The 18712-nt window shown below is 63.3% G+C and carries 17 protein-coding genes and 1 pseudogene; 12 read left to right on the top strand and 6 right to left on the bottom strand.

What is annotated here, in order from left to right:
- Positions 1–26: 26 nt before the first annotated feature.
- Together KQH60_RS06735 and KQH60_RS06730 are read right to left on the bottom strand one after the other, a co-directional pair.
- Entirely contained in the window at positions 27–1358 is a 1332-nt protein-coding gene (locus tag KQH60_RS06735; protein ID WP_237575737.1) for a homoserine dehydrogenase, read from the bottom strand.
- Positions 1359–1411: 53 nt separating this feature from the next.
- Entirely contained in the window at positions 1412–2644 is a 1233-nt protein-coding gene (locus KQH60_RS06730) for a pyridoxal phosphate-dependent aminotransferase (protein WP_255779055.1), read from the bottom strand.
- Between the two features lie 313 nt (positions 2645–2957).
- On the opposite strand from KQH60_RS06730, the gene KQH60_RS06725 reads away from it, so the two are divergent.
- The 12 genes and pseudogenes from KQH60_RS06725 to KQH60_RS06670 form a co-directional block, all read left to right on the top strand.
- Positions 2958–3347, top strand: a complete 390-nt coding sequence (locus KQH60_RS06725; RefSeq protein WP_237575735.1) for an Mth938-like domain-containing protein — start codon at positions 2958–2960, stop codon at positions 3345–3347.
- 131 nt (positions 3348–3478) lie between these two features.
- A complete protein-coding gene (locus KQH60_RS06720) occupies positions 3479–5215 on the top strand; it encodes a glycosyltransferase family 39 protein (protein WP_237576078.1) in 1737 nt (578 codons plus the stop codon).
- An 18-nt stretch (positions 5216–5233) separates the two neighbouring features.
- Complete coding sequence (locus KQH60_RS06715; protein ID WP_237575734.1) at positions 5234–5605, top strand: SMR family transporter; 372 nt, start codon at positions 5234–5236, stop codon at positions 5603–5605.
- 38 nt (positions 5606–5643) lie between these two features.
- On the top strand, positions 5644–6792 hold the full coding sequence (locus KQH60_RS06710; protein WP_237575733.1) for a DegT/DnrJ/EryC1/StrS aminotransferase family protein: 1149 nt from the start codon (positions 5644–5646) through the stop codon (positions 6790–6792).
- Positions 6789–7856, top strand: a complete 1068-nt coding sequence (locus KQH60_RS06705; RefSeq protein ID WP_237575732.1) for a glycosyltransferase — start codon at positions 6789–6791, stop codon at positions 7854–7856. The genes KQH60_RS06710 and KQH60_RS06705 overlap by 4 nt, the downstream gene beginning before the upstream one ends.
- A complete protein-coding gene (locus KQH60_RS06700) occupies positions 7853–8809 on the top strand; it encodes a formyltransferase (protein WP_237575731.1) in 957 nt (318 codons plus the stop codon). The genes KQH60_RS06705 and KQH60_RS06700 overlap by 4 nt, the downstream gene beginning before the upstream one ends.
- Complete coding sequence (locus KQH60_RS06695) at positions 8806–9846, top strand: bifunctional UDP-4-keto-pentose/UDP-xylose synthase (RefSeq protein WP_237575730.1); 1041 nt, start codon at positions 8806–8808, stop codon at positions 9844–9846. The genes KQH60_RS06700 and KQH60_RS06695 overlap by 4 nt, the downstream gene beginning before the upstream one ends.
- Before the next feature lie 17 nt (positions 9847–9863).
- Positions 9864–10760, top strand: a complete 897-nt coding sequence (locus KQH60_RS06690) for a polysaccharide deacetylase family protein (RefSeq protein WP_237575729.1) — start codon at positions 9864–9866, stop codon at positions 10758–10760.
- A 71-nt stretch (positions 10761–10831) separates the two neighbouring features.
- Entirely contained in the window at positions 10832–11296 is a 465-nt protein-coding gene (locus KQH60_RS06685) for a peroxiredoxin (protein ID WP_237575728.1), read from the top strand.
- Positions 11297–11556: 260 nt separating this feature from the next.
- On the top strand, positions 11557–13452 hold the full coding sequence (locus KQH60_RS06680; RefSeq protein ID WP_237575727.1) for a PhoH family protein: 1896 nt from the start codon (positions 11557–11559) through the stop codon (positions 13450–13452).
- Positions 13453–13716: 264 nt separating this feature from the next.
- Entirely contained in the window at positions 13717–14748 is a 1032-nt protein-coding gene (locus tag KQH60_RS06675) for a C40 family peptidase (protein WP_237575726.1), read from the top strand.
- Between the two features lie 56 nt (positions 14749–14804).
- Positions 14805–14921, top strand: a pseudogene (locus KQH60_RS06670) (3-oxoacyl-ACP reductase); the annotation flags it as partial.
- Positions 14922–14930: 9 nt separating this feature from the next.
- Here KQH60_RS06670 and KQH60_RS06665 read toward each other — a convergent pair.
- The 4 genes from KQH60_RS06665 to rplI form a co-directional block, all read right to left on the bottom strand.
- Complete coding sequence (locus KQH60_RS06665) at positions 14931–15941, bottom strand: inorganic phosphate transporter (protein WP_237575725.1); 1011 nt, start codon at positions 15939–15941, stop codon at positions 14931–14933.
- Between the two features lie 12 nt (positions 15942–15953).
- Complete coding sequence (locus tag KQH60_RS06660) at positions 15954–16580, bottom strand: DUF47 domain-containing protein (protein WP_237575724.1); 627 nt, start codon at positions 16578–16580, stop codon at positions 15954–15956.
- Positions 16581–16745: 165 nt separating this feature from the next.
- On the bottom strand, positions 16746–18134 hold the full coding sequence (locus KQH60_RS06655) for a replicative DNA helicase (protein WP_237575723.1): 1389 nt from the start codon (positions 18132–18134) through the stop codon (positions 16746–16748).
- Positions 18135–18245: 111 nt separating this feature from the next.
- Positions 18246–18698 (bottom strand): 50S ribosomal protein L9, encoded by a 453-nt coding sequence (gene rplI, locus KQH60_RS06650; RefSeq protein ID WP_237575722.1) that lies wholly within the window; start codon positions 18696–18698, stop codon positions 18246–18248.
- Positions 18699–18712 lie beyond the last annotated feature (14 nt).

Here is an 18712-nt window from a genome sequence, read left to right as displayed (position 1 = left end):
ACGGGCCGAAGCAATTGGCGTTGGCGTCAGTTCAACGCTTCCATGCGCAGCCGGGTCACGCCCGAGCGCACCGTGGACAACGCTTCGATACGAGAAATCGCCGCATTGATGCTCTTCTCCAGCGTCTCGTGCGTGATCAGGATGATATCGGTCTCACCCGCGTGGCTTGCGTCGATGACCTCTGACTCCTTTTGCAGCAGCGCATCGATCGAGATGCCTAGGGTCGCGAGGATGCGCGTGATGTCGGCCAGCACGCCGGTCTGGTCTGCGACGCGCAGCCGCAGGTAGTAGCTGCTGGTGACCTCATCGATTGGCAAAATCGGCGTGTTCGCCAACCGGTCCGGCTGGAATGCGAGATGCGGCACGCGATTGTTCGGGTCCGCCGTGTGCAGCCGCGTAACATCGACCAGGTCAGCGACCACGGCCGACGCCGTCGGCTCGGCGCCCGCCCCCTTACCATAATACAGCGTCGCGCCCACCGCATCGCCGTAGACCAGCACCGCGTTCATCGCCCCCTGCACGTTCGCGATCAGCCGCTTGGCCGGAATCAGCGTCGGATGCACGCGCAACTCGATGCCCCGTGTGGTGCGCCGCGCAATGCCAAGCAGCTTGATCCGGTAGCCCAGTTCCTCCGCGTAGCGAATGTCCAGCGCGTCTAGCCGCGTGATTCCCTCGACATAGGCACGCTCGAACTGCACTGGCACACCGAATGCGATCGCCGCCATGATCGTGGCCTTATGCGCGGCGTCAATCCCCTCAACGTCGAACGTCGGGTCGGCCTCCGCGTAGCCGAGCCGCTGCGCGTCGGCCAGCGCGGTCGCGAAATCCAAGCCGCGCTCACGCATCTCGGAGAGGATGAAGTTTGTGGTGCCGTTGATGATGCCGGCGATATACTGAATGCGGTTCGCCGTCAGGCCCTCGCGCAACGCCTTGATGATCGGGATGCCGCCGGCCACCGCGGCTTCGAATGCGACCATCACGCCCTGGGCGCGCGCCGCCTCGAAGATTTCGGTTCCATGCACGGCGAGCAGCGCCTTGTTGGCCGTCACCACATGCTTGCCGTTGTGGATCGCGCGCAGCACGAGTTCACGGGCGATGCCGGTGCCGCCCATCATCTCCGCGATGATGTCCAGCGACGGATCGTCGACCACCGCGGCAAAGTCCGACGTCAGCGCCACCGTGCCAAGCGCATTGCCCAGCACCTGCTGCGCCTTGGCCGGATTGCGCACCGCGACGCGCGTGATTTCGATCCCGCGGCCGGCCCGGCGGCTGATTTCTTCCTGGTTGCGGCGCAACACGTTGAACGTGCCGCTGCCGACCGTGCCAAAGCCCAACAGTCCTACTTTGATCGGTTCCATCATCCCGCGTGTGTCATCGTCATTGAAAGGGGGCGCAACGCGCGCGACGCGCCTCACGCGTCCGTACGCTTGCGGTAGCCGTCGAGAAACCGTGCGACACGGCTCAGCGAATCGCTCAGGTCATCGACGTTGGGCAGAAATACGACTCGGAAGTGGTCGGGGTCGGGCCAGTTGAATCCGGTGCCCTGCACCAGCAGCACCCGCTCCTGCTGCAACAGTTCCAGGATCAGTTGCTGATCGTCGCGCACCGGATAGACAGCGGGGTCCAGCCTTGGAAACATGTACAGGGCTGCCTTCGGCCTGACGACCGACACGCCCGGAATCGCGCTAAGCATGTCGTAGGCAAGCTCGCGCTGCTTGTACAGGCGTCCGCCCGGCTGGATCAACTCGTTGATGCTCTGGTAACCGCCCAGCGCGGTCTGGATCGCATACTGGCCCGGCACGTTCGCGCACAGCCGCATCGATGCGAGGATACCGAGCCCTTCCAGATAATCGGTCGCATGCCGCTTGTCGCCCGACACCACCATCCAGCCGGCCCTGTAGCCGCAAGACCGGTAGCTCTTGGACAAGCTGTTGAACGTGACGGTGAGCACATCCTGCGATAGCGCGCCGACCGACGTGTGCACGCCGCCGTCGTAGACGATCTTGTCGTAGACCTCGTCGGAGAACACGATCAACTGGTGCTGGCGCGCGAGCTCGAGCATCGCCCGCACGAGGTCGTCCGGGTACAGCGCGCCGGTTGGGTTATTCGGGTTGATGATCACCAGGGCACGCGTATTCGGCGAGATCTTCGCGCGCATATCGTCCACATCTGGCAACCAGCCATTGTACTCGTCGCACCGGTAGTGAACCGGCGTACCGCCTGACAGGCTAACCGCCGCGGTCCACAACGGGTAGTCCGGCGCCGGCAACAGCACCTCGTCACCGTCGTTCAACAAGCCTTGCATCGCCATCACGATCAACTCGGACGCGCCGTTGCCAATGAAAATGTCATCCAGCTTGACACCGGCGATGCCCTTTTGCTGCGTGTAGTGCATGACGGATTTGCGCGCCGCAAACACGCCCTTTGAATCCGAGTAGCCGGACGACTCCGGCAGGTTGCGGATCATGTCGGTGATGATCTCTTCGGGCGCGTCAAAGCCGAACGCAGCGAGATTGCCGATGTTCAGCTTAATGATCCGGTGCCCGTCTTCCTCGAGGCGCTTGGCCTCCTGGAGCACGGGCCCGCGTATGTCGTAGCAGACGTTTGACAGCTTATGTGATTTCAGGATGGGCTTCACGGCCAACGCTTCGGTAAGGGGAATCGGCGCTCACGCTGAAACGCGGCCATCGCCGCAGGGCGGCCGGGGCACCGAGCCGCGCACCGCCCGCTGACGCGACGCCGCTCGCGCGATCTAGCGGGCTGAACGGACGACAAAGGGTATAATTTAGCGGATTCTGGCGTAGTTCCGCAATGCATCAAGCGATCGCGGGTGGCTCGCCCGTGGCGGCCGCACAGGTCGCGCGCGGAACTCGCCGGGCCCTCGCGGGTCGTTTCCATTGTCCCATAACTCGCGCCCACCGTCTGCCGCATGCGGCGGGCGCACATGGACTGCTGCATTGAAATTACACCAGGATTCCGCCGGCGCCCTCAACACCGTGACCGGTTACGGCGCTGACTATGTCGACGTCAATTTGCAACGCTACGAGCACAGCATTCTGGTCTTCCCGCACGCGCCGGTCGTGTCGTGGCCGGTGTCCTCGTTCGATGCGATCACGCCCGAGCATTTCGACGCGCTGGTCGAGTCCGCCGGCGCATCTGGCGTCGAGGTCGTGGTCTTTGGGACCGGCGCACGACTACGCTTCGCGCACCCGCGGCTGACCGTGGCGCTGTCGCGCCGGCGCATCGGCATCGAGGCGATGGATTTCCAGGCCGCGTGCCGCACCTATAACATCCTGATGGCCGAGGGCCGCAAGGTCGCACTCGCGTTACTGATCGAAAAACCATGAGCGTGCGCCGCCATGCGGCGGCCCGCTAGCTACGCCACGGCCCGTGGCGGGCGGGCGTGCCCATGCGCGCGTCCACTACGATTCCACACTCTCTGAAAAACGGATAGCTGATGCAAGACTTGCTCGACCCGATGCGGCCGACGGCGCCATCGACCGTCCCGCCCAGCGCCGCCGGCAACACGCCGTCGCGCGCGTTGCCGCTGTCGCCAGCGGCCCTACTGCTGCTCGTGCTACTGCTCGCGCTCGCATGGTTCCTGCAGTTGAACTGGCGCCACCTGATTCCGAGCGACGAGGGACGCTACGCGGAAATGGCGCGCGAGATGCTCGTCACCGGCGACTGGATCACCCCGCGCTACAACGGGTACAAGTATTTCGAGAAGCCGCCGTTGCAGACCTGGTTCAACGCCATCACGTTCGCCTGGTTCGGCCTGGGCGATTGGCAGGCTCGGCTCTACACGGCGTTGTGCGGTTTTGCTGGCATCCTGCTGGTGGGCTACACCGGCGCGCGCGTGTTCAATTCGGCGGCCGGGCTGATGGCAGCACTGGTGCTGGCTACGTCGCCGTACTGGAATCTGATGGGCCACTTCAACGTGTTGGACACGGGCCTGGCGTTTTGGATGGCACTCACGCTGTGCTCGCTGCTGCTGGCCCAACGCGCGCACCTGCCGGCTGGCGCGCGGCGTGGCTGGATGTGGCTGTGCTGGGCGTCGATGGCGCTGGCGGTCCTGTCCAAGGGCCTGGTCGGGCTCATCCTGCCAGGCGCAGCACTGGTGATCTACACCGTGGTGGCGCGTGACTGGGCGGTGTGGAAACGGCTCTACCTGATCAGCGGCGCGCTGGTCTTTGCCGGGATCGTGCTGCCATGGTTCGTACTCGTGCAACGCAACAATCCAGAGTTCTTCCATTATTTTTTCATCGTCCAGCAGTTTGAGCGCTACCTGACACCCGCGCAAAACCGGCCCGGGCCATTCTATTATTTCGCGGGCGTGCTGCTCGTGGGCTTCCTGCCTTGGGTCTCGATCGCCGCACAGAGCGTGCGCCAGGGCTGGCGGATGCCGCGCCAGCAGAACGGCTTCGCGCCAGTCACGCTGCTGCTGGTGTGGTCCGCGTTCATCTTCCTGTTCTTCAGCGCGTCGCATTCGAAGCTGATCTCGTACACACTGCCCGTGGCGCCGGCGCTAGCCCTGGTGATTGGCCTATACCTGCCGGGGGTCACGCGCACGCAATGGCGGCGGCATTTGCTCGGCTATGCGGCGTTTTTGGCCATAGCGGCCGTAGTCGCGTACATCGCGCTGATCGGGCACGGCGACGAGAAGACGCCGAACGCGCTGTATCGTGAATTCGCCGTCTGGGTCGAGATCGCCATCGGCGTCGGCCTCGTGCTGACGCTGCTCGCCGGCTGGCTCGTGCGGCGGCGCGCGCTGCCGTCCGGCGCCGCGCCGACGGCAACGAGCATCGTTGTGTTCGGCATCGGCTGGTTCCTGCTCGGTGCCCTCGGCGGCAATGGCCACGAAGTGTTTGGACGACACAGCAGCGGCGCCTTGCTCGCACCGGCGGTCCGAGCAGAGCTGGCGAAGCTGCCAGCCGACACGCCGTTCTACTCGGTGGACATGCTCGACCATACACTGCCGTTCTATGTCCGCCACACGACCATCATGGTCCAGCACGCGGATGAGCTATGGTTCGGCGCAACCATCGAGCCAAACAAGTGGATTCCGACGGTTGACCAGTGGCGCGCCCGGTGGCATGAGCCCGGGCCGGCACTGGCGTTGTTGCCGCCGTCGCTGTACGGGCAGCTGGCCGCCGACGGGGTGCCGATGAGGGTGATTGCGCGCGACACGCGGCGCGTCGTCGTCGCCAAACCTTAACCGTAGCTGAGCCTAAAGATGAATCCGATTGCTCTTGCATGCATTCTTTCTGGCGTGATGCTCAATACGTGCGCGCAGTTGCTGCTCAAGGCCGGCGTGAATGCTGTTGGCCATTTTGAATTCTCGGCGGCGAACATCGTGCCGATCAGTGTGCGACTGGCCACGCAGTGGCCGATCATCGGCGGGTTGGCATGCTATGTCGTCAGCGTCGTCGTCTGGATACTCGGGCTGTCGCGCGTGGACGTGTCGGTCGCCTACCCGATGTTGTCGCTCGGCTACGCGGTCAATGCGATAGCGGCCTGGTACCTGTTCGGCGAGGTCATTTCGGCACAGCGCCTCGTCGGCATCGGTATCATTCTGCTCGGCGTGGTCGTGCTGGCGCGCAGTTGAGCCCGCTAGCCTCCTGAAAGAACTGAATCAGATAAACCATGAGCGAAACCTCCCTGCCCTTTTTACCGTTCGTGCGGCCGCACGTCGATGAGCAAACCATTGCCGGCGTCGTCGAGGTGCTGCGCAGCGGCTGGATCACGACCGGACCGCAAAACGCCCGTTTTGAGGCAGCGCTGTCCGAGTACTGCGGCCGGCCGGTGCGAACGTTCAATTCGGGCACCTGCACGATGGAAATCGCGCTGCGCATCGCCGGCATCGGGCCCGGCGACGAAGTGATCACTACGCCGCTGTCCTGGGTATCCACCAGCAACGTGATCTGCGAGGTGGGGGCGACCCCGGTGTTCGCCGACATCGACCCGGTCACCCGCAACCTGGACCTGGACAAGCTCGAGGCCGCCATCACGCCGCGCACGCGCGCGATCATCCCAGTGTATTTGGCCGGGGTGCCGATGGACCTGGAGCGGCTCCATGCGATCGCGCGGGCACACCGGTTGCGCGTAGTCGAGGACGCCGCACAGGCGCTCGGCTCGAGTTGGAACGGCCGGCGCGTTGGCACGTGCGGCGACTTTGTGTCATTCAGCTTCCATGCGAACAAGAACATCACATCGATCGAGGGTGGTGCGCTGGTGCTGAACCACGACGACGAAGCGCGGCTTGCCGAAAAGTATCGGCTGCAGGGCATTACGCGCACCGGCTTAGATGGAATGGAATGCGACGTGCTCGGCGGTAAGTACAATTTGACTGACGTCGCCGCGCGCGTCGGTTTGGGCTCGCTGGCCCGCCTGGACGAAATCACCGCGCAGCGCCGCGCGTTGGCGCGCGGCTATTTCGAGCATTTTGCCGGCGGCGCGGCCGTGGCCACCGGCGTCGAGTTGCCGCCCGCGGACTTCACGAACTCAAACTGGCACATGTTTCAGATCGTGCTGCCGCTGGAGCGGCTCACGATCAAGCGCGCCGACTTCATGGCGCAAATGAAAGAGCGCGGTATCGGCACCGGCGTGCACTATCCGCCGATCCACCTGTTCAAGCTGTACCGGGAACGCGGCTTCGGCCCGGGCATGTTCCCCCACGCAGAGCGCGTTGGGCGGGCGATCGTCACGCTGCCGTTGTTTCCGCAAATGACGATGGCTGATGTGTCGCGCGTCGTGCAAGCCGTCAATGAGATTATTCACAGTCACCAACAATGAATACGCCTGAACTGTCCGTCGTGATCCCCGTCTACAACGAGGAGGCGGGCCTGGCCGCACTGTTTGCGCGGCTCTATTCGGCGCTGGACGCGCTGGACTTGACCTACGAAGTGATTTTCATCAACGACGGCAGTCGTGATCGCTCGGCCGCGATGCTGGCCGAGCAGTACCACGCGCGCCCAGACACCACCCGTGTCGTGTTGCTCAACGGCAACTACGGGCAGCACATGGCCATCCTCGCTGGGTTCGAGCAGACGCGCGGCGACATCGTGGTCACACTCGATGCGGACTTGCAAAATCCGCCGGAGGAAATCGGCAAGCTGGTGGCCAAGATGCGCGAGGGTCACGACTACGTTGGCACGATCCGGCTACAGCGGCGTGACAGTTGGTTCCGCCGCCAGGCGTCGGCCGCGATGAACCGGTTGCGCGAGCGCATCACGCGGATCCGGATGGCCGACCAGGGGTGCATGCTGCGCGCATACAGCCGCCGCATCATCGACACGATCAACCTGTGCGGCGAGATCAACACGTTCATCCCGGCGCTCGCCTACACGTTCGCGCAAAACCCGGTCGAGATCGAGGTCTCGCACGAGGAGCGTTTCGCCGGCGAATCGAAGTACTCGCTGTACAGCCTGATCCGGTTGAACTTCGACCTGGTCACCGGCTTCTCGGTAGTGCCGCTGCAATGGCTGTCGTTCGTCGGCGTCATCCTGTCCAGCGGCTCTGCAGCACTGTTCATACTACTGCTGGTGCGGCGCTTCATCATTGGCGCGGAAGTTCAGGGCGTATTCACGCTATTCGCGATCACATTCTTCCTGCTTGGCGTGATCATTTTCGCGCTCGGCCTGCTCGGTGAATACATCGGCCGGATCTACGAGCAAGTGCGCGCACGGCCACGCTATCTGGTGCAGGCGGTGCTGCAGCAGCGCGACAGCAACGCACCAAGGCATGCGTCCAGCACCGGCCGCGCGCCGGCTCCCCCAGCGCAGCGCGTTAAGCGCGGCACGTACGCAGAGGGCACGGTGGAGCGCAAGGCGGACGGCGCGGTGGAGCGCAGCCGATGAACGCGCGCGCCGTCGTCTTCGCGTATCACAATGTCGGCGCGCGCTGCCTGCGCGTGCTGCTCGCGCGCGGCGTGGACGTCGCGCTCGTCGTCACGCATCAAGACAATCCGCAAGAGCGCATCTGGTTCGAAAGCGTGGCGGCGGTCGCAGACGATTACGGACTGCCGGCGATGACGCCCGCCGATCCGCGCGCGCCAGAGTTGGCCGAGGCCGTGCGCGCAGTGCAGCCGGATTTCCTGTTCTCGTTCTACTACCGACACATGCTGCCGGCTGGCCTGCTCGCGCTGGCGCCGCGCGGCGCATTTAATTTGCACGGCTCGCTGCTACCGAAGTACCGTGGCCGCGTGCCAACCAACTGGGCCGTGCTCAACGGCGAGACCGAGACCGGCGCCACGCTGCACGAAATGACGGCCAAGCCGGACGCCGGCGCGATCGTCGCGCAGACGCCGGTGCCAATCCTACCGGACGATACCGCGAGCCAGGTGTTCGATAAGGTGACAGTGGCCGCCGAGCAGACGCTGTGGCGGGTGCTGCCGGCGCTGCTGGCCGGCGACGCACCGCGGCTGCCCAATGATCTGGCCGCGGGCAGCTATTTTGGTGGACGCCGCCCCGAGGACGGCCGCATCGACTGGAGCCTGCCCGCACAGCAGGTCTACAACCTGGTGCGCGCGGTCGCACCGCCGTATCCGGGCGCGTTCACCGACGTCGGCGGCGAGCGCTTCATCGTCGCCGCGGCCCGGCTCGGGCGTCACGACACGGCCAGCACCACAAAATTGCCGCCAGGCTTGCAGGTTTGCGATAATGCGCTATTTGGCGTGTGCGGCGACGGCCGCGCACTGGCGATCCGCGAACTGCGCCATGTCGGCCGCGACGCTTCCGATCCCACGCACGACGCGCGCGTAATCGACGCGGCAACGTTCCTGCGCCTTACTCAATCCTCATCGCATTCATGAAAAAAGTCCTGATCCTCGGCGTCAACGGCTTCATCGGCCATCATCTGTCCAAGCGCATCCTTGAGACCACCGATTGGGAAGTCTATGGGATGGACATGCACAAGGATCGTCTGGGTGGTCTGTCGCAGCATCCGCGCATGCACTTCTTCGAAGGCGACATCACGATCAACAAGGAATGGGTTGAGTATCACGTCCGCAAGTGTGACGCGATTCTGCCGTTGGTCGCGATCGCCACGCCTGCCACCTATGTGAAGCAGCCGCTGCGCGTGTTCGAGCTTGATTTTGAGGCCAATATGCCAATAGTGCGCTCGGCGGTCCAATACGGCAAGCACCTGGTCTTTCCGTCCACTTCCGAGGTATACGGCATGTGCACCGATGGCGAGTTTGACCCGGAAGCCTCGCCGCTGATCTACGGCCCGATCAACAAGCCGCGCTGGATCTACGCATGCTCGAAGCAGTTGATGGACCGCGTGATCTGGGGCTACGGCATGGAGGGCCTGAATTTCACGCTGTTTCGCCCGTTCAACTGGATCGGCCCGGGACTGGACACGATCCATACGCCGAAGGAAGGATCATCACGCGTGGTCACGCAGTTCCTCGGCCATATCGTGCGGGGCGAGAACATCAGCCTGGTGGACGGCGGCGCGCAAAAACGCGCGTTCACCGACATCGACGACGGCATCTCGGCGCTGATGCGGATCATCGAGAATCCGGCCGGCATCGCAACCGGCAAGATCTACAACATCGGCAATCCGCACAACAATTTCTCGGTGCGCGAACTGGCCAACAAGATGCTGGCGTTGGCAGCCGATTACCCCGAGTATGCGCAGTCTGCACAACAGGTGAAGCTGGTGGAAACCTCGTCGAGCGCCTATTACGGCACCGGCTACCAGGACGTGCAGAATCGAGTGCCGAAGATCGACAATACGAAGCAGGATCTGGCCTGGGCACCGACGCTGTCGATGGACGACGCGCTGCGCAAGATCTTTGAGGCATACCGCTCGCAGGTCGCCGAAGCCCGCGCGCTGGTCGACTGACGGCGCGGGTGACGGCAGTGGCCCGTATCGTACTGAAGATCGACGTCGACACGCTGCGCGGCACCCGTGAAGGCGTGCCGAACCTCGTGCGGATGCTCCGGCACGCCGGCGCCGGCGCGACGTTCCTATTTAGCTTAGGCCCCGACCACACCGGTTGGGCATTGCGCCGGGTATTCCGCCCTGGGTTCCTGCGCAAGGTGTCACGCACGTCGGTGCTTGAGCACTACGGCATCAAGACGCTTGCCTACGGCGTGTTACTGCCCGGCCCGGACATCGGCGCGCGTGCGGCGGCGCAGATGCGCGCCACGCGCGATGCCGGCTTCGAGGTGGGCATTCATACATGGGACCACGTGTATTGGCAGGATAACGTGCGCACGCGTGAGCGCGCATGGACGATCGCGCAAATGGCGAAAAGCCACGCGCGCTTCGTTGAGGTATTCGGCGAGGCGCCGCGTACCCATGGCGCGGCAGGCTGGCAGATGAACGACCATGCATTTCATCAGCTCGACGCATGGGGCATCCGGTATGCGTCCGACGGGCGCGGCCACGGCCCGTACCGGCCGACGGTCAGCGGCATACCGCTTGCTCACGTGCAGCTGCCGACCACCCTGCCGACATTGGACGAAGTACTAGGGCTGGACGGATTGAGCGTGGACAATGTCGCCGATTACCTACTATCGCTGACACGGCACGACGGCGTCGACCACGTCTTCACACTGCACGCGGAACTGGAAGGGCAGAAGCTCGCCCCCGTGCTCGAACGCCTGCTGGCGGGCTGGCACGCGCAGGGGCATGCACTCGTGTCGATGGCTGACTATTACGCAACGTTGGACCTGGGCTCGCTGCCAACCTACCCTGTCGCGTGGGGCGAGGTGCCGGGCCGCGCCGGCGAGCTCATCATTCAGCCCGACTGAAACAATGGCGCGAGCGTCGGTCCACCTCGGTCCGGCTTCGCTGCCGCTGGTCATAACAATAGGAGAAATCCGTGCCGAGCATTGCAATCGACCACGCCGTTCCCGATTTCACCGCTTCAGCGACGGGTGGCGAATTCACGCTGTCCGCGCTCAGGGGCAACAAAGTCGTTTTATATTTCTACCCGAAGGACAACACACCGGGCTGCACCACCGAGAGCCTGGCGTTCCGTGACGCGTACCCGGCCTTCAAGCAGGCGGGTGCCGAGATCGTCGGCATCTCGCGCGACAGCGTACGCTCGCATGAGAACTTCCAGCGCAAGCTCGAATTGCCGTTCGTGCTGGTGTCCGACGCCGACGAGACTGTGTGTCAGCTGTTTGATGTCGTCAAAATGAAAAAGATGTACGGTAAGCAGGTACGTGGCATCGAGCGCTCGACTTTCCTGCTCGATGCGCAGAGTGTACTGCGCCGCGAGTGGCGCGGCGTGAAGGTACCCAATCATGTCGAAGAGGTGCTGGCCGCCGTGCAGGCCCTGTGACAGGGTGGATGCAGCGCGACATGTGCCCTTTGACGTGAGCGTTTGACACAGGTTATAGTGGGCCGCAATGAAGGCTGACTACCTACCTTACCGCCGTGCTTCCCGTCCAAGGGGGTACGGCTTTTTTCTTTGGAGCCGCACCGACCCAGGCGAACCGGCACCTATTACACATGTGACTGACACTCGCGTACGTCGCAGAGGGCGCCGCTGTGTCGGCGCCAGGCGGCGTGCATCGTTGAACCGTTCCGTCAGAGGAAACCATGCCTTTGCCTACCGCGCCGAGCAAACTCGGAAACCTGCTTTCACCCGACGAATACAAGGCCAAGGTGAAGACGGCCAAAGGCGCACGCAAGCGCTCGCCCGCCACCGGACACGACTATGACGACGCTGACGCACACCGGAACGACGGTGCCGCGTTCGGCGCCGCCGTGAGCGAGCCGCTGCCGGCGTTGACATCGCTTGAAGCGGACAATGCGGCATTACGCGCAGCGTTGCCGGACGAGGAAGTGGTACGCGAGACGCCCACCGCGCGCAAGCGCAAGTCGAAGCAGACTGCGGCGCTGCTTCAGCCGTCGCGCCCCGCCCCCGAGATCGCCACCTCCGACATGGTCCCGGCCGAGGTGGTCCGCGACGCGGCTGCGCCGGCGCCTGTCGCGTTGCGCGAGACGCCCGCGCCGGCACGCGTCACACCGCCCGCGCTTTCCGCCGCGCCGAACACGCGCGACACGCGGCGACGGGTCCGTACGCGCGCCGCTGACACTACGCGCAAGCTTTTCGTACTCGACACGAACGTGCTGATGCACGATCCGAGTTGCGTGTTCCGCTTCGAGGAACACGACGTCTACCTGCCGATGATCACGCTCGAGGAACTCGACAACCATAAGAAAGGGATGTCGGAGGTCGCGCGCAATGCCCGGCAGGTCAGCCGCACGCTGGACGCGCTGGTGGCCGACGCCGGTAGCGCGATGATCACCGGCATCGCGCTGTCGCGGCTGGGCAATCGGGAAGCAGCCGGGCGCCTGTTCTTCCAGACCGAACTCACCGATATTGAACCGGTGGTCGGGCTCCCGCAAGGCAAAGCGGATAACCAGATTCTGGGCGTCGTGCGCGCGCTCCAGGTTCAGATGCCGGAGCGGCAAGTCGTGCTGGTGTCCAAGGACATCAACATGCGCATTAAGGCGCATGCGCTCGGCTTGCCGGCCGAGGACTATTTCAATGACCAAGTCCTGGAAGACAAGGACCTGCTTTACTCGGGCGTGCGCGCGCTGCCGCAAGATTTCTGGACGCGGCACGGCAAGGGCATGGAAAGCTGGCAGGACACCAAGTCCGGCACCACGTACTATCGGGTCACCGGGCCGCTGTGTGTGTCGCTGCTGATCAACGAGTTCGTCTATCTCGAGCCCAAAAACGGCGAGCCGGCCTTCCACGCGGTGGTGCGCGAAATCAACGGCAAGACCGCGTTGCTGCAGACGCTGCGCGACTACGGACACCACAAGAACAACGTATGGGGTATTACGGCGCGCAACCGCGAGCAGAACTTCGCGCTGAACCTACTGATGAACCCGGAGGTTGATTTCGTCACGCTGCTCGGCCAGGCCGGGACTGGCAAAACGTTAATGGCATTGGCCGCGGGCCTGGCGCAGGTACTCGATGAGAAGCGCTACAACGAGATCATCGTCACGCGCGCGACCGTGCCAGTAGGCGAAGACATCGGGTTTCTGCCCGGCACCGAGGAGGAAAAGATGCAGCCATGGATGGGCGCGTTCGACGACAATCTCGAAGTGTTGCAAAAAACCGACGACACGACCGGTGAATGGGGGCGCGCCGCCACGCAGGAACTGATCCGCTCGCGGCTCAAGGTCAAAAGCATGAACTTCATGCGCGGACGCACCTTCGTCGATAAGTACGTGATCATCGATGAAGCGCAGAACCTGACGCCGAAACAAATGAAAACGTTGGTCACACGGGCCGGCCCCGGCACGAAGATGATTTGCCTGGGCAACATTGCGCAAATCGACACGCCGTACTTGACAGAAGGCAGTTCGGGACTGACCTACGTGGTCGACCGCTTCAAGGGGTGGACCCACGGCGGCCACGTCACGTTAGCGCGTGGCGAACGGTCGCGCTTGGCAGACTACGCGTCGGACGTGCTGTAGTGCTGTAGTGCTGTGGCGAACAGCGCGGCGATTCCCACCGCCAGCCAGCCAACGTCAGCTTCTGGCGCCGGATCTATTGATCCGGCGCTTTTTTTGGGATGCCACGCCGGCCGCCAATACGAAACGTGTGCCATCCAGGCGACGTCATCCGTCGGGAAACTTAAAGTTCTTTCTTAAGCATATTGGCCAGAGCCCGGTGCGGCGGCTATGATTCGGACATTGCCCCGCCGGAAGGCGTGCGCCTGGTCACCCGCCCGCTTTTTCATGCGCCTCCCCTGGATTGCACTCGCGCCCTGCTCCATCGCCGTACTGCTTGCCGCTTGCTCCAGCGTGCAGCCGCCAGTCACGCGCGGGGATGAAGTGCCGGCGGGCGGCTACCGCACGCGCCCCTCATCTGGGCTCGGCTTCGTGGACCACAGCGTCGGTCAGGAGGAAGTGTCGATCCAAGCGATGAGCCTAGTCGGCGTGCGCTATCGTTGGGGAGGCAACACGCCGAGCAGCGGCTTCGACTGCAGTGGACTGGTACGCTACGTGCTGGCACGCTCGGCGGCGGTCGAGTTGCCGCGAACCACGGCCGAAATGAGCCGACGCGGGCGACCGATCCAGCCGAACGAAATCGCGCCCGGCGACCTGGTCTTCTTCAACACGTCCGGCCGGCCGCATTCGCACGTCGGCATCTACGTGGGGAACATGCGCTTTGTCAACGCGCCGTCGACCGGTGGCACGGTACGCATTGACTACGTGACGAACCCGTACTGGGCGAAGCGATTCGACGGTATCCGCCGTGTCGCCCCGGTACGCAACGCGCCGAAGCGGCCGTTTGACGCACCGACGCTGCTGGCGGCGTCAGCACCACCGACACCGCCGACTGGCATGAGCAGCGCGATATCCAACCGGGTGGCGCCTGCCGCTGCGGGTACACGGCACGAGATGGCTTATGCCGCAGGCGAAGCCGCGAGCGGCCAGGATGCGTTCGAGCCACCGTCGATATCCGTCGCACACACACAGGCGCGCGGCGTAGGTGCCGTCGAGCCGGACCCGATCGGAGCGATGGTGGCCACCGGCGATACATCATTCGATGCGTTCGAGCCATCCCCGCCGACCGCGCGCAGCCAAGCGGCTTCCTGGATCGCCGCGCCGGTCATGTCGGCCGCCCCCGATCCTGCCGCCATGACGGCGAGCGCCGCGCCGGCTGCAAGCAGCCAGGACTACGGGGCCGATACGCCGATGGCCACGCCAGCGCAGGCAGCCGCGGCCAATGATCCGATCGCCCGTTTCGCCCACGGCAATTTCTGAGCGCCAGGCCACCCGATCAGCACGGCTCGCGCGCAGCCAGCCGCGGCTTGTACTGAGGCCACTACACGAGGCCGGACGAAATCGACGACGATGCGCTGTGGCTGGCCAGTGCGCGCGCCAGTTACATGACCGGTGCGATCGTCCCGATGGACGGCCACAGCGCGGCAGTGATTCGAGCGCGCCTACAGCAGCCGCTGGCCAAGCCACCAAGCGGCAGCAGACAGCGCGGCGGACGCCGGAATGGTCAAAATCCAGGCCCATACGATATTGCCGGCGACACCCCAGCGCACGGCCGACAGTTTCTGCGTCGCCCCGACGCCGACGATCGCGCCGGTGATCGTGTGCGTGGTCGAGACCGGAATGCCGAGCCACGATGCCATGAACAGCGTAATCGCGCCACCCGTCTCCGCGCAGAAGCCACCGACCGGCTTGAGCCGCGTGATGCGCTGCCCCATCGTGCGCACGATCCGCCAGCCGCCGAACAACGTGCCCAGACCCATTGACACGTAGCAGCCGGCGATTACCCAGGTCGGCGGCGCGTCGGCGCTGACCGACGCATAGCCGGTCGCGATCAGCAGCATCCAAATAATGCCGATCGTCTTCTGCGCGTCGTTGCCTCCGTGCCCCAGGCTGTACAGCGACGCGGACACAAGTTGAAGTCTACGGAAACGCCGGTCAACGCGGCTTGGCGGCGTGCGGAAGAAGAACCAGGACACGAGCAGCATGAACAGCGACCCGAGCACGAAGCCGAGCAACGGCGACACGAAAATGAAGGCAATCGTCTTCACCACTCCGTCCACGTTCAGCGCGCCCCACCCCGACTTAGCCAGCGCCGAGCCGACCAAGCCGCCGATCAGCGCATGCGACGAACTCGACGGAATCCCGTAGTACCAAGTCACGATGTTCCAGCCAATCGCCCCTACGAGCGCGCCGAACACCACATAGTGATCGATGATGCCGGGGTCGATTGTGCCCTTGCCGACCGTGGCCGCCACCTTCAAATGAAAGATGAAATACGCGACGACGTTGAAGCCGGCGGCGAACGCCACAGCCTGGTGCGGCTTGAGCACACCGGTCGACACCACGGTCGCGATCGAATTTGCCGCGTCGTGGAAGCCGTTCATGAAATCGAATATCAGCGCAACGGCAACCAGCAGCGCGACTGCCCATAGAGCAAGTTGGATCGAATGCATCAGCTGCCCTGTCTATGCGTTCTCGAGCACGATGCCTTCGATGATGTTCGCGACATCCTCGCACTTGTCCGTCACGGCTTCGAGCAACTCGAAAATTGCCTTCAGCTTGATCAGCGTCTTGACGTCGTCCTCCTCGCGAAACAGCTTGGACATCGCCGAGCGCAGCAGGCGATCCGCATCGGATTCGTAACGATCGATCTCCTCGCAGGCCCTCAGGATCGCACTGGCGCGTTTCATATCGTGCAGCAAGCCCACCGCCGTCTGCACACGCTCGCACGTTAGCCGGCAAACATGCGCAAGTTCGTTCGCCTCGGAGGTCACCGCACGCACGTCGTACAGCGACACCGCAGTGGCGACATCCTCCATCAAGTCGAGGATGTCGTCCATCGTCGTGATCAGCTTATGGACCTCGTCGCGGTCCAACGGCGTGATAAAGGTCTTGTGCAGCAAATCGATACATTCGTGCGTCAGCTTGTCAGCACGTTTCTCATTCGCTTGCACGTTCTGCTTGTGAACCTCCGCATTGGGCAGGTCTTCGATCAACCGCTCGAGTTCGAGACTGGCGTCAACCATGCATTTCGCGTGGGCGTTAAAGATTTCGAAAAACTTGCCTTCGGTAGGCATGAAGCGTCCGAACATGAATCCCTCGGAAGTAATGGGCGCTGACACAAAAGTGCAGTATTGTACCTGGGCGGCGCCTGCCTGCGCGATGTGTAATATGCGTGTCGCTGCGGCACGGTGCAGCACTAGCGTGGCGCACGCAATCGAGCGGACATAAATGGCGACGTTAAAGACATATGTCGGTTATTCGCTGTCGTAGAACGTCGACACGCCAGCAAAATTATCGAATTTCGTATAGGGCCCCAGGAACGTCAGGCGAACGGGCCCAATCGGTCCGTTCCGCTGTTTGCCGATAATGATTTCGGCCGTCCCCTTGTCGGGGCTGTCCGGATTGTAAACCTCGTCGCGATAAATAAACAGGATCACGTCCGCATCCTGTTCGATCGCACCAGATTCGCGCAGATCGGACATGACTGGACGCTTGTTCGGCCGCTGCTCCAGCCCCCGGTTCAGCTGAGACAGCGCGATGACCGGCACGTCAAGCTCCTTGGCCAAGCTCTTGAGCGAGCGCGAAATCTCGGAGATCTCTGTCGCGCGGTTTTCGCCCGGCGATGAGCCCGTCATCAATTGCAGGTAATCGACAATAATCAAGCCTAGCTTGCCGCATTGACGCGCTAGTCGCCGTGCCCGCGAGCGCAATTCCATCGGATTGAGCCCGCCCGTCTCGTCGATAAAAATCTGCGCTTCACTCATTTTCTGCACCGCGTGCGTGAGCTTGGGCCAATCCTCGTCGGTCAGCCGCCCGGTACGCATCCGGTGTTGGTCGAGCCGGCCAATCGAGCCGAGCATCCGCATCACGAGTTGCGTGCCCGGCATTTCCATCGAGAACACCGCGACCGGCAAACCGTACTCGACTGCGACGTATTCCCCGATGTTCATCGAAAAGGCGGTTTTGCCCATCGACGGCCGTCCGGCAACGATGATCAATTCGCCGCCGTGCATTCCGGAGGTCATCCGATCCAGGTCAAGGAAGCCAGTCGGCGTGCCGGTCACATCGCTCGGATTTGCCGTGTGGTACAGCGTGTCGATCCGTTCGACCACTTGTGTCAACAACGGTCCGATTTCGAGAAACCCTTGCGTGCCGCGCTGACCTTCCTCCGCGATTGAGAAGACCTTTGCCTCGGCCTCGTCGAGCAGCTGCCGGACCTCCTTGCCCTGCGGATTGAACGCATCACCGGCAATCTCGTCGGCAACGGTCACCAGCTTGCGCAACACCGCACGGTCACGAACGATCTCGGCATACCGGCGGATGTTCGCCGCGCTCGGCGTGTTCTGCGCGAGCGCATTCAAATAGGCAAGACCGCCGACATCGTCCGCCTTGCCCGCGGTGGACAGCGACTCGAACACCGTGATCACATCGGCAGGCCGCGACGTGGCAATCAGCTTGCCGATGTGCTCGTAGATCAGCCGGTGATCAAAGCGGTAGAAATCCTGGTGACCCAGGAAGTCCGCAATCCGGTCCCACGCGCCGTTGTCGAGCAGCAAACCGCCCAGCACCGACTGCTCGGCCTCAATCGAATGCGGCGGGACCTTCAGTGACTCAAGTTGCGGATCGTGGTTTGAAGCGTTCATGGACACCGATTATCGGTCATTCAGCCATTGGCGCAATGGCATGAAACAAAAAAGCAGGAACCGGTTGCCCGGATCCTGCTTGCACGCGACACTCGAAGGTGCGCAGCAGTCTTACGCGTGCTCGCCGAGCACCGACACCGTGATGTCCGTCACCACATCGGTGTGCAGCGCCACTTGCACCGGATGGTCACCCACGATCTTCAGCGGACCTTGCGACAGGCGCACCTGTGCTTTCTCGACGTCGAAGCCTTGCTGCTTGAGCGCGATGGCGATGTCCTGATTCGTGACCGAGCCAAACAGACGGCCATCGACACCCGACTTCTGCGTAATCTGCAGCGTCAGGCCGGCCAACTTCTCGCCCTGGGCCTGCGCGGCGGCCAGCTTGTCAGCCGCAACCTTCTCGAGTTCCGCACGGCGCACTTCGAATTCGGCGATCGCGTCCTTCGTCGCACGGCGAGCCTTACGCTGCGGAATTAGGAAGTTACGTGCATAGCCGTCCTTGACCTTGACGATGTCGCCCAGATTACCGAGGTTGGCGACCTTTTCCAACAAAATAACTTGCATTCGAATTCTCCTTG

Origin of the sequence: Mycetohabitans sp. B8, from assembly GCF_021991875.1 — a bacterium.
In the GTDB taxonomy this organism is placed as follows: Bacteria; Pseudomonadota; Gammaproteobacteria; order Burkholderiales; family Burkholderiaceae; genus Mycetohabitans.
The sequence above is the reverse complement of the archived record's forward strand: the minus strand, read 5'-3'. Positions and strand labels throughout refer to the sequence as shown.